The following is a 12,302-nucleotide window of genomic DNA, read 5'->3' on the forward strand; positions in this document are numbered from 1 at the left end:
CATGTACCTGGAGCACTACGGCCTGACCGAGCCGCCATTCCGCATCACCCCTCACACCGAGTTCTTCTACCAGGGCGCCAACCGCGGCGCCACGCTGGAAGCCCTGCAATACGCCATCCTGCACGGCGAAGGCCTGGTCAAGGTCACCGGCGAGGTCGGTGCCGGCAAGACCATGCTGTGCCGGGTACTGATGGAACGGCTGCCGGCCAATATCGACACCGTCTACCTGGCCAACCCCAGCCTGAGCAAGGACGAGATCCTGCTGGCCATCGCCGACGACCTGCACCTGGACCTGGGCAACGCCCGCGCCAAGGTATTGATACGCGCCCTGCAGGAAGCCCTGATCGCCCGCTACGCCGAAGGCCGCCAGGTGGTGGTGCTGATAGACGAGGCCCATGCCATGCCCGAGGAAAGCCTGGAAGAAGTCAGGCTGCTGTCCAACCTGGAGCATGGCCACCACAAGCTGATGCAGATCGTCCTGTTTGGCCAGCCCGAGCTGAACGACAAGCTGGCCGCCCAGCATATGCGCCAGTTGCGTGAGCGCATCACCCATGGCTTCGAGCTGGCCCCCCTGCGCCAGACCGATGTCGGCGACTACCTCATGTTCCGGCTGCGCGCCGCCGGCTACAAGGGCCCGGACATCTTCACCGCCAAGGCAGTGCAGCTGATCTCGGCCGAATCCGAAGGCCTGACCCGCCGCATCAACATCCTGGCAGACAAATGCCTGATCGCCTCGTTTGCCGCCGGCCGCCACCAAGTGGACCAGGCCGAAGCCCGCGCCGCCATCAAGGACAGCGGATTTCGCCACCGCCGCCCCCTGCGCCTGGGCTGGCCCCTGGCCAGCACCGGCCTGGTCAGCCTGGGACTGATCGCCGGCGCCACCGGCGGCCATTGGCTCACCCCCCAGGTAGCGCCTCCCGCCCACACCACCCAGCCGGCAGCCCAGACCCGCCCCGCGCCAGCCATCACGCCACCCGCCGCCGCACCCACCCCGCTACCGGCCAGTCAGCCCGCCACGGCCGATGCGCTATTCGACACCCGTCTGACACAAAGCCGCAGCGCACTGAACCAACAACCGGCAGGCACCTACACCATCCTGCTGTCGGTCACCCCCAAGCAGCGCCGGGCCGAGCTGGCCGATTTCCTGGGGCAGGCCGCACGCAAGCTGCCGGCAGACAGCCTGTATCTCTACCCCACCACCACCCGCGAAGGCACGCCGCACTACGGCCTGGCCTACGGCCTGTTTACCGACCAGCGCGCAGCCGCCCAGGCACTGGCGCAGCTACCGCCCAACCTGCAGCGCAACCAACCCATACTGCGCACCGTGGGCGGCATACGCGAAGAAATGTGGAAACAGCAATAAATCTTATAAATCAGCCGTTTCCAAGCTAAAGCTAAAGTACAGGTATAGAATCAGAGCAAATGCCCTACCACGCCATGAGCCGCCACCGCCTACTCCTACTCGCCCCGCTGCTTGCCGTCGGCTGCGCCACCCAACCCATGCAGGTGGAACAGGGCCGCCATGTCGCCGCCCCCGCCGCCACACCCGCCGGCCTGCCGCAGCTGGTGGAGCGCCCGGCCTTCCTGCCCAAGCCCGGCGCCCAGAACCGCAGCGACACCTACAGCGTGGTGGTGAACAATGTCCCGGTGCGCGACCTGATGTTCGCCCTGGCCCGCGACGCCAAGCTCAATGTGGACGTGCACCCGCTGATCACCGGCACCGTCACCGTCAACGCGCTGAACCAGACCCTGCCGCAGATCCTGGATCGCATCTCGCGCCAAATAGACATGCGCTACACCATGGAAAACGGTGTGCTGTCCGTGGTGCCCGACCGTCCCTTCGTCAAGACCTACACGGTGGACTACGTCAACACCGCCCGCACCGCCACCGGCAAGGTCGTCATCGCCACTTCTGTAGCCTCAACCGGCGGGGCATCCGGGGGCGGCGGCAGCAACAGCTCCAACACCGAAATCACCAACCTCTCCGAGAACAAGTTCTGGGAACGGCTGGAAGCCAATATCCGCAGTCTGCTGACCTCCACCCGGCGTGTCACCGAGGGCGAAAAGGTCGAACGCGAAGCGCTGGCCAGCAAGGACGAGTCGCTGCGCCAAAGTGAGTTGAGCCAGCAGCGCAAGACCGCTGAGCGGAACGAAAAGCTCGAGGCAGCCAAGATCGCCGTGCAGGCCGGCCCCGGTGCCGGCGACGTGCTGGAAAAGCTGACTGCCCCCCCCGCCACGCCCTCGACAGGTGGCAGCGGCGATAGCGCCGACGACGTCTTCATCCACCCCGAAACCGGCGTCATTACCGTCAATGCCAGCAGCCGCGAACACGCCAAGGTGCAGGAATACCTGGACCGTGTCACCGCTGGCGCCCGCCGGCAGGTGCTGATCGAAGCCACCATCGTCGAGGTGACCCTGGGTGACCAATACCAGGCCGGCATAGACTGGAGCGTGCTGAAGAACCAGGAGAACCGGCTCAATTTCAACCAGAACCTGACCGGTTCCAACCCACTGACCTCGGCCTACGACAAGGTCAAGTCCATCACCGGCCCGCTGTCCATCCTGTCCTACACCAATACCGCCAGCAGCCTGTTCAAGGGCGCGGACTTCAACGTCACCATCAAGGCGCTGGAACAGTTCGGCAAGACCAAGGTGCTGTCCAGCCCCAAGATCATGGCGCTGAACAACCAGACCGCCGTCCTCAAGGTGGTGGACGAAAAAGTCTACTTCCAGCTGACCTACACCCCACCGCAGACCGCTGAGAACGGCACCACCACAGCCGCCACCTACACCAGCGATATCAAGACCGTACCGGTAGGCATGGTCATGAGCGTCACACCGCAGATATCGGCGCAGGACATGGTCTCGCTCAATGTCCGACCCACCATCTCCCGCATCACCGGCTACAAGCCCGACCCAGCCGTGCGCATACTGGGCTCACCCATAGACAGCATGATCCCCGAGATACAGGTCAGGGAGCTGGAATCCACCCTGACCCTGGCCGATGGCCAGGTCGCAGTGCTGGGCGGCCTGATCCAGGACAATGTCCAGACCAGCCGCAACGGCCTGCCCGGCCTGTCGCGCCTGCCCTGGGGCGTGGGCGACCTGTTCAGCTCGCGTGACGACATCGCTGGCAAAAGCGAACTGGTCATCTTCATGCGCCCCATCGTGGTACGCGACCCCAGCCTCAACGGCGACCTGTCGACCTATCGCCAATACCTGCCGGATGACAAGTTCTTCCAGAACGCCAAGGACGAGATGTCCGTCTTCAACAGTGGCCTGACGGCGCACTGAGGGGGCAGCATGAGTTTATTGCTCGACGCGCTGAAGAAAGCAGAGGCGGCCAAGCGCCGTAAACAAGAGGGGGCAAGCGCCAGCCACCTGCCAGCAACCACCTTGCCGGCCAGCGCCGAGAGCGGGGCCGAGACCGGTGCCGCCCCGGCGCCGGATCTGCCTGCGCCGGTAGAGGCCGTCACACCCGACTACCCCAGCCTCAGTCTGGAGGATGTCGTCGAGGAAACCGCCACGGCCGAGCCCGAGGCACCGGCCGAACCGAAACTGGAGCCGGTATCGGAACCGGTATCGGAACCGGAACCGGCACCCACCGCCCCCTCGGTCAAGCCCGACCTGCCCGAACTTCGCTTTGAACTCCTGCCGCAGCCGCCCGCCGAGCCGCCTGCCGGGCCGCTCGACGCCTCACCTGCAGCGCACCCTGCCGGCCATTTGCTGGCACTGGATCCCGAGCACGCAGGCAACCAGGATGTAGCGCCGGACAAGCTGGTAGTCGCGGAAGCAGCCTCTGTCACGCAGCCAATGGCAGATCCTGCTACCGTCCCCGCAGCTACGCCAGCAAGCCCGCCGCCAACAGAACGCGCCAGACCGAGCGAACCCATACTGGCAGCCCCCGCACCGGCACCCGCCGCCCCGCTGATGCCCCCCACTGCGCGCAGCGAGGCCCCGCCCGCCCAGCTCTCGCCCGAAGCCGCACGGCAGTTGTTCGACAGCAAGCAGAAAACCCAGCGCAGCGGCCCTTCACCAGGCCTGCGGCTGGCCCTGATTGCCGGCGTGGGCGTACTGGGCCTGCTGGCAGCGGGTGGCTGGCTATGGTGGCAAACACGCGAGGTCGGCAGCTTCAACCCCGGCGCGGTCGTCCAGCCCGCACCGGCAGAACTGACAGACCCCGCCGCCACATCAGCAACAGGCGAGCCCAGCCCCCCTCCCGGCACCGATGCTGCGGCAGCCGAAGCTGCGGCAGCCGATGCTGCGGCAGCCAATGCCGGTGCAACCACCCAGACACCGACACCCGCCGCCCCCAGCAGCGGCCCTCAGTCGGTGCTGCCACCAAGCCCGATGCAGCCACTGCCCGTCGCATCAGCCAGCACCGGCCAAGCCACACCAGCCCAGGTCGCAGCCCAGCCCAGCTTGCCGGTCAGCCCCAAGCCTGGCGACCGTGCCCAAGTGGTCGAGCTGCCCGCCGGCCTCGCCGCACCCGATGTCCGCTTTGTCCGCGACAACCCGCCCCCCAGCATCGCCCGCAACGTGGCTCAGGGCTTCGAGGCCTTTCAGCAAGGCGATTACGGCCGCGCCGCCGAGCTGTACCGTGCCCAGTTACAGCAGGACAGCCGCAACCGCGATGCCCTGCTGGGCCTCGCCGCCGTGGCCGTCAAACGCAACCAGCTCGATGAGGCACGCAATCTGTATCGCCGCCTGCTGGCCAACGACCCCAAAGACGCCCTGGCCGCCACCGCCCTGCTGAGCCTCAGCACCGATGCTGACGCCGATGGCAACGAGGGCCGGCTCAAGGCCGCCGAAGCCAGCCAGCCCGGCCCTGAAACCGCCACCGCCGTGGCCGGCCTGCTGGCCCGGCAGGGCCGCTGGCGCGAGGCACAGGAGTATTACTTCAAGGCCCATGCCGCCGACCCGGCCGAACCCGACTACGCCTACAACCTGGCTGTCGCCCTGGATGCACTGGGCGAGGCTAGGCTGGCCAGCCAGTACTACGGCACCGCCCTGAAGCTGCGCGGCAGCAAGCCAGGCAGCTTCAACCCGGATGTGGTGCAGCAACGCCTGCAGACGCTGGGGGCGAACTAGTGGCCGAGATGCGCAAGAAACTGCCGCTGGGAGAGCTGCTGGTTCACAAGGGTGTGATCAGCCCCGACCAGCTGCGCATCGCCCTCACCGAACAGAAAAAGACCGGCACCCCACTGGGCAAGGAACTGGTCAGACTGGGTTTCGTCTCCGACGCCACCCTGCGCGAAGCCCTGTCCGAGAACCTGGGCCAGGACTCAGTCGACCTCGCCACCATCATCCCGACGGCCAGCGCCATCAGCCTGATACCCAAGGACGTGGCCAAGCGCAACCTGATGCTGCCCATGTCGCTGGACCCAGAGACGCGCAAGCTGACCGTGGCCATGGCCAACCCCAACAACCTGGTGGCACAGGATCAGGTGCGGGCACTGCTACGCAATGCTTACGAGATCGAAGCCATGCTGGCGGCGGAAGCCGACATCATCCGCGCCATCGATCAGTACTACGGCTTCGAGCTGTCCATAGACGGCATCCTGCACGAAATCGAAACCGGCCAGATCGACTACGCCAGCCTGTCCAACGCCGATGCCGAATACAGCCAGCCGGTAGTGCGACTGATCGACGCCCTGCTGGCCGACGCCGTCCACCAGGGCGCCTCCGACGTACACTTTGAGCCCGAGCCACAATTCGTCCGTATCCGCTACCGCATCGACGGCGTACTGCGGCAGATACGCTCGCTGCACAAGACCTACTGGCCAGCCATGGTGGTCCGGCTTAAGGTCATGAGCCATATGAACATCGCCGAGACCCGTGCACCGCAGGACGGCCGCATCTCGCTGACCATCTCCGGCCGCCAGCTGGATTTCCGGGTCGCCGCCCAGCCCACCGTCTATGGCGAGAACGTGGTGCTGCGCATACTGGACAAACAGAAAGGCCTGGTACCGCTGGATCAGCTGGGCCTGCCCGAGGACAACCTCAACCTGCTCAAGCTGATGATTGCCCGGCCCGAGGGCATCATCCTGGTCACCGGCCCCACTGGCTCCGGCAAGACCACCACGCTGTACTCCATCCTCAGCCATATCAACGAGGAAGGCGTCAACATCATGACCCTGGAAGACCCGGTGGAATACCCGCTGCCCATGATCCGGCAGACCAGCGTCACCGACAAGATAGACTTCGCCTCCGGCATCCGCTCCATGATGCGGCAGGATCCGGACATCATCCTGGTCGGCGAAATCCGCGACCGGGACACCGCCGAGATGGGTCTGCGCGCCGCCATGACCGGCCACCAGGTGTATTCCACCCTGCACAGCAACTCCGCCATCGGTGCCATTCCCCGGCTGCTGGATATCGGCGTACAGCCCGACATCATGGCCGGCAACATTATCGGCATCGTGGCCCAGCGGCTGGTGCGCAAGCTCTGCCTGCGCTGCCGCAGCCCCTATGAGCCCGATGCCTTCGAGCGGATGATACTGGGGCTGGACAGCAGCGCTCCGCTCACCCTGTACCGCGCCCAGGGCTGCGAGCACTGCAACAACCAGGGCTACAAAGGCCGCATCTCGGTGCTGGAAATCCTCAAGCTCGATGCCGAGCTGGACGAGATGATCGCCCGTCGCGCCACCGCCCGCGAACTGCGCCTGGCCGCACTGGCCAAGGGGTTCCGGCCGCTGGCAGATGACGCTATCCGGCGGGTGGCCGAGGGGGTGACCTCGCTGGACGAGATCTCCCGCGTGGTCGACCTCACGGACCGCATCTGAGAGGCCCGCCGTGCTCTTCAAGTATCGCGCCATCGACCAGGAAGGACTCACCGTCCGCGGCAAGCTGGAGGCCAGCAATGTGGTCGACCTCGAGGCCCGGCTGGTCAAGCTGGGCCTGTTCCTCATCCAGGAGCAGGCACTGTCCGACAGCCCCAGCCTGTTCACCAGCAAAAAGGTCGGGCGCAAGGAGCTGATCACCTTCTGCTTCCATATGGAGCAGATGACACGTGCCGGCGTGCCCCTGCTTGAAGGCCTGACCGACCTGCGCGACACCCTGGAGCATCCCCGTTTTCGCGACGTGATCGCCAACATCATCGAAGACATCGAGGGCGGCCTGCAGATGTCGCAGGCCATGGCCAATCACCCGGCCGTCTTTGCCCCCGTCTTCGTCAACCTGATACAGGCCGGCGAAGCCACCGGCAGGCTGCCCGACGTACTGAAAAACCTGGTGGACACCATCAAGTGGCAGGACGAACTGGCCGCCCAGACCAAGAAACTGCTGATGTACCCCCTGTTTGTCGGCAGCGTGGTCGGTGGCGTGGTGATCTTCCTGATGACCTGGCTGGTGCCGCAGTTGGTCAAGTTCATCCAGAGCATGCAGCAGGAGCTGCCCTGGAACACCCGGCTGCTGATCGCCATCTCCGACTTCATGGTGCACCAGTGGTGGGTGATCGTGCTGGCCATAGTGGGCACGGTGGCCGCCTGGGCCCTGTGGAAGGTCAGCGACCCGCGCTACCAGTTCAAGGTCGACAAGCTCAAGCTCAAGCTGCCCTTTATCGGCGCCGTGCTGGAGAAAATCATGCTGGCCCGCTTTGCCAACTACTTCGCCCTGATGTACGACGCCGGCATTGCCATCCTCGACAGCCTCAAGATCCTGGAGGGCGTCGTTGGCAACAAGGTCGTCGAACAAGGCCTCAAGGATGTGCGTGCCCAGATAGGCGAAGGCCAGGGCGTGGCCGCCAGCTTCGAGCGGGTAAGGCTCTTCCCGCCGCTGGTCATACGCATGCTGCGGGTGGGCGAAAGCACGGGCGCGCTGGATAAATCGCTGCAAAACGTCAGCTACTTCTACAACCGCGACGTCAAGGAATCGATAGAGAAGGTGCAAGCCCTGATCGAACCCGCCATGACCGTGCTGCTGGGCTTTATCCTGGGCTCGGTCATGCTGTCCGTACTCGGCCCCATATACGACCTGCTGACCAAGATCAAAACCTGATGGCCATCACGCGCTATTACCTTTTCGTCACCGACACCGGCCTCACGCTGTGGCAAGGCGATGCCGCCCAGCTGGCCGAAGCCGTCCGTTTCGAAGCCCATCCCGGCGGCGTAGCCGAGTTCGAGTTGCTGGTCGCCAGCCAGCCCAAGGCGCAATGGCATGTAGTGCTCGACCTGCAGGAAGAAGACTACCGGATCGAGACCGTACCCCACGTCAACGCGCGGGACCGCGCCATGGTCATGCGCCGCCGGCTGGACCAGCTCTACCGGGAATCGCACTACCGCAGCGCCACCCTGCAAGGCCGCGAGCCCGACGGCCGGCGCGACGACAGAGTGCTGTTCGCCGCCCTGACCAACCGCCTGCCGCTGGACATGTGGCTGCAGCCCCTGGTCAAGCGCGACGCCCAGCTGGTCGGCGTCTACTCCATCGCCCTCCTCTCCGCCCGCCACCTGCGCAAGGTAACGCACATTCCCCCACGCGCCCTGGTGGTCAGCCGCCAGACAGGTAGCGGCCTGCGCCAAAGCTACCTGGCCGAGGGCGGGCTGCGTTTCTCCCGCCTCACCGTGCTGGAAGGCGACGACCACGAAGCCCTGGCCAGCCAGCTGGCTGCCGAAGCCGCCCGCGCCCGCCAGTTCTTGGCTAGCCTGCGGGCCGTAGACCGTACCGAAGCCCTGCAGGTGGTCATGCTGTGCAGCACCACCGAGCAAGCCGCCCTGCGCGCCGCCTGCCCCGATACCGAACTGCTGCACTATCACTTCATGCCGGTCCACCAGGTCGCCCACGCCCTGGGCATCTCTGTCGCACCCGAGCAGGCCACGGCCGAACCCTTCTGGCTACGCTTCGTCGCCAGCAAACACCCCGGCAACCAGTACGCCACGGCAGATCAGCGCAAACCCCATACCGCCTGGCAAATAGGCCGCGCCCTGCGCTACCTGTCCGTCGCCATCCTGCTGGGCACGCTGGCAGCCGGCGCCGTGCTCACCCGCCAGACCAGCGCGCTGGAGCGGCAAAGCCAGATCAACGAACAGCGGCGGCAGGCAGCCGAACGCCTGTTCGCCGCCAATGTGCCCAACCTCAAGCCAGGCGAGCTTACCCCCAGCGGTATGAAAAACGCCGTCAACGCCTATCGCACGCTGGTAGAGCAATGGCCCGCCCTGGAAGGCGCCATGCGCGACGTCGCCACCGTCATGGCCCGCTTCCCCATGGCCGAGCTGGACGAAATGGGCTGGCTGGTCGGCAGCAACCCGGCCGAACTACCCCTGGGCTTTGCCACACCCGGCCAGACACCCGCCGCCGTGCAAGCCGCCGACCCCAACGCTGTCGACGCCAACGGCATGCCGCTCGCCCCACCACCCGGCAAGCGCTATGTCATCGTCGCCATCAAAGCCAGGCTGCTGGGCTACGAAGATCGCTACCGCGAGGCCCTGGCCCTGGTAGACCAGATCGCGGCTGCCTTCGTCTTGCGCCCCGACGTAGTCGTCGAAAAAATCACCCTGCCCATCGATATCCGCCCCGAAGCCAGTATCAAGCTGGGGGGCGACAGCGCCGAGCAAACGCTGGGGGCCCCCTTCAGCCTCAAGTTTGTCATCCCGCTTACCCCGCCCACGCCTGCCGAGGCTACATCATGAGCTGGCAGACCCGAGACCTGCGCCGCATCCGCCTGCCGCTGATCTACACCGGCCTGTCACTGGCCTTCTGTGGCCTGGTGGTGGGCGGCGCCTGGTTGCTGCGGCAGGCCGCCCAGCAACAGCAGATGCAAAGCGAAGCCATTGCCGTCGAGTCCGAAACCCGCGCCGCTGCCGCAGTGGCAGACAGCCAGGACATTGCCACCTACCGGGCCGCCTACACCAGCCTGCAGCAACGCGCCGTCATCAGCCCGGAGCAGCGCCTGCCCTGGGTCGAGTACTACACCGCCCTGAGCCGTGCCGGCAACCCCGCCGACCTGAGCCTGCAAATCGAACCACGGCGCCCGCTGGAAGACCCACCCGACACCGCTATGCTGGAAAACCTGCAGTTCTACGCCAGCAAGCTCACCCTCGATACCAAGCTGCTGCACGAGGTCGATGCCCTGCGCATGCTGGACAGGCTGCGCACCGTGCAAGGCGCCGCCATCGTCCGCCAATGCGCGCTCAAGCGCAGCGACGGCACCGGCTCCGCCCGCCCCTTCCTGCTGCTCATGACCTGCGAAGGCGACATCATCACCCTGGACACGCCCCCTGCAGAGGCCATCCCGCAATGAAACTGCCCGCCACCCTCCTCGCCCTCTGCACCTGCCTGCCGCCCGCCCATGCTGCCCAGCCCGGTGAAGGCCTGGGCCGCCTGTTCTTCAGCCCCGCTGAACGCATGGAGCTAGACCGCATCCGGGTCGGCATACAGGACAGCGCCGACGCCTCCCGCACCGTCAGGCTGGACGGCATCGTCCAGCAGAACAACCAGCCCCCCGTCCTCTGGATCAACGGCACCCGCTACCAGGGCCGCGACATCGCCGGTGCCAGCATCGCCAACCGCAACCTCAGCGCCAGCACCCTGGTGGTCAGCATGCCCCCGCCCCAGGCCCGCGACATGGTCTTGAAGGTGGGCCAGACACTGGACCCCGCCGGCGGCAACCTGCGCGAGGTCTACCAACGCCCCCCGCAAGAGCTCAACCAACTACTGCAGCTGCTATCCCGCCGCAGCGGCACAAATCAACCCCAAGCCACTGAAGCAAAAGACAAAAAACCCGCAAAACCCGGCCAGATCAAGCAGCCCTGAGTGCCGCCCCATAAAAACTTTGCACACAGACGCTTGACGCCCTGTCGGCTTTCCTGTTTAATGCGGCCTCTCAACGCAGGCCAGTTAGCTCAGTTGGTAGAGCAGCGGATTGAAAATCCGCGTGTCCGTGGTTCGATTCCGCGACTGGCCACCAAATACCCCAGACGGCCTTCAACACTGAAGGCCGTTTGTCCTCCAAGGCTTGATACGCACCGCCCGGTGCCAATCACATCCAGATTGGAAGCCCATGTAGCTCAGGGGTAGAGCACTCCCTTGGTAAGGGAGAGGTCGGCAGTTCGAATCTGCCCATGGGCACCAGCAGTAAACACAAAGCCCGGTACGCAAGTACCGGGCTTTATTGTTTCTGCCTACAAGGCCCAACACCGAAAACTGGTCACACAGCTCGGCCAGCACCTCGCCTTAGCCCCACAGAACGCCTTACCAGGATGCATGGGTGCTGGGCTTACGTATTGGTGTCAAACAACATAATTTTCGGCACTCGCATTTTTACTCTGCGTGGAACTACCGGCAGCATACAGACGGTCTCAACGAGCACGATGTCGTTTCCCAACTGCACCACCGCCACACCATCATTGCTCAAAGACTGGACACTCCCCACGAGGCAAACACACCCCTCCTCCTCAAATATCGACTCACCAACCGTGGCCTCGGCAATTTCAGCGCCCCAGGTCAAAACACCGGACACCTCCATTTCAACGTCGTAAGATGCACCCTCAACCGGAGCCGTACCAATCCAATATGCAGATGCTCCGCCGAAAGATGAATCAAAGGCAACAACGGTCGCATTCGCCCGCCTTTCTTTGACACTGCCAACTTTAACCCTCATCGAATGCCCTTAATCTATTTTCAAAACCACCTTATCAACACCATGAAATGGCCACTAGCGTGTAGGGCGCAATAAGCAAAGCGCATTGCGCCGTATGTAATAATCTGCCACTTAGCGCCGCCAACAAAGGCCAGCGTGGCGGTTTTGGCTAGCGCGCAGTGTGCAACAAGCAAAGTGCATTCCGGCGTACGCCCTCTCTTGCACTTAGACCATTTTCAATAGGTAGCGTTGCAGAACACCGAAACCACCTTGTCCGCCTCAAACCAAATCTGCAGGCCAAGCGAAAAATACTCATACGGCACCTGCCTCCTATCCTCCGACACCCAAACAGCCTCACCAATTTCATCGGGGCATCCCAGAATCACTACTAGCTCAGACGGCGACATGTCAATCAGACAGACCCCATCTAATGTACAACCCTCAAAACAAGCCACGCACACCACAGAATCATCTTTCACATATACGTCCATCTCAACACCCCTCTTGAACACCCTCCAATTTGTATAACTATCATACTCATCGGGCCACTCGACATAACCATCACTCATAAGCGCTTGACAGTTTTCATCAAAATAGATGCCCCCACGGAAACTTTTGGCCTTATTTCAATAATCGTCATCACGTTGTATCCATTCCGTAGGGAGCAATAAGCAAAGCGCATTGCGCCGTATGTAATCATCAGTCGCTTAGCACCGCTAACAAAGCC

Annotated in this window: 10 protein-coding genes and 2 tRNA genes; 10 read left to right on the forward strand and 2 right to left on the reverse strand. The window is 64.1% G+C overall.

Annotated elements, in window-relative coordinates:
• Window position 1 precedes the first annotated feature (1 nt).
• The 10 genes from QQK16_RS03535 to QQK16_RS03580 all read left to right on the forward strand — a co-directional run bounded on the left by QQK16_RS03535 (window position 2) and on the right by QQK16_RS03580 (window position 11,067).
• On the forward strand, window positions 2–1,363 hold the full coding sequence (locus QQK16_RS03535; RefSeq protein WP_284195043.1) for an ExeA family protein: 1,362 nt from the start codon (window positions 2–4) through the stop codon (window positions 1,361–1,363).
• A 59-nt stretch (window positions 1,364–1,422) separates the two neighbouring features.
• Window positions 1,423–3,294 (forward strand): pilus (MSHA type) biogenesis protein MshL, encoded by a 1,872-nt coding sequence (gene mshL, locus QQK16_RS03540; protein ID WP_284195044.1) that lies wholly within the window; start codon window positions 1,423–1,425, stop codon window positions 3,292–3,294.
• Between the two features lie 9 nt (window positions 3,295–3,303).
• On the forward strand, window positions 3,304–5,091 hold the full coding sequence (locus QQK16_RS03545; RefSeq protein WP_284195045.1) for a tetratricopeptide repeat protein: 1,788 nt from the start codon (window positions 3,304–3,306) through the stop codon (window positions 5,089–5,091).
• 8 nt (window positions 5,092–5,099) lie between these two features.
• A complete protein-coding gene (locus tag QQK16_RS03550; RefSeq protein WP_284195046.1) occupies window positions 5,100–6,785 on the forward strand; it encodes a GspE/PulE family protein in 1,686 nt (561 codons plus the stop codon).
• 10 nt (window positions 6,786–6,795) lie between these two features.
• Complete coding sequence (locus tag QQK16_RS03555; RefSeq protein WP_284195047.1) at window positions 6,796–7,998, forward strand: type II secretion system F family protein; 1,203 nt, start codon at window positions 6,796–6,798, stop codon at window positions 7,996–7,998.
• Complete coding sequence (locus tag QQK16_RS03560) at window positions 7,998–9,626, forward strand: hypothetical protein (RefSeq protein ID WP_284195048.1); 1,629 nt, start codon at window positions 7,998–8,000, stop codon at window positions 9,624–9,626. The genes QQK16_RS03555 and QQK16_RS03560 overlap by 1 nt, the downstream gene beginning before the upstream one ends.
• Window positions 9,623–10,237, forward strand: a complete 615-nt coding sequence (locus QQK16_RS03565; protein ID WP_284195049.1) for a hypothetical protein — start codon at window positions 9,623–9,625, stop codon at window positions 10,235–10,237. The genes QQK16_RS03560 and QQK16_RS03565 overlap by 4 nt, the downstream gene beginning before the upstream one ends.
• On the forward strand, window positions 10,234–10,749 hold the full coding sequence (locus tag QQK16_RS03570) for a hypothetical protein (RefSeq protein WP_284195050.1): 516 nt from the start codon (window positions 10,234–10,236) through the stop codon (window positions 10,747–10,749). Before QQK16_RS03565 ends, QQK16_RS03570 begins: the two co-directional genes overlap by 4 nt.
• A 78-nt stretch (window positions 10,750–10,827) precedes the next feature.
• Window positions 10,828–10,903, forward strand: a tRNA-Phe gene (locus QQK16_RS03575).
• Window positions 10,904–10,992: 89 nt separating this feature from the next.
• Window positions 10,993–11,067, forward strand: a tRNA-Thr gene (locus QQK16_RS03580).
• Between the two features lie 145 nt (window positions 11,068–11,212).
• Here QQK16_RS03580 and QQK16_RS03585 read toward each other — a convergent pair.
• Window positions 11,213–11,596 (reverse strand): hypothetical protein, encoded by a 384-nt coding sequence (locus tag QQK16_RS03585; RefSeq protein ID WP_284195051.1) that lies wholly within the window; start codon window positions 11,594–11,596, stop codon window positions 11,213–11,215.
• Between the two features lie 215 nt (window positions 11,597–11,811).
• Window positions 11,812–12,144 carry a hypothetical protein gene (locus QQK16_RS03590; protein WP_284195052.1) on the reverse strand — a complete coding sequence of 111 codons (333 nt, stop codon included), beginning with the start codon at window positions 12,142–12,144 and terminating at the stop codon, window positions 11,812–11,814.
• Window positions 12,145–12,302 lie beyond the last annotated feature (158 nt).

This window comes from Chitinimonas prasina (assembly GCF_030160395.1).
In the GTDB taxonomy this organism is placed as follows: Bacteria; Pseudomonadota; Gammaproteobacteria; order Burkholderiales; family Chitinimonadaceae; genus Chitinimonas; species Chitinimonas prasina.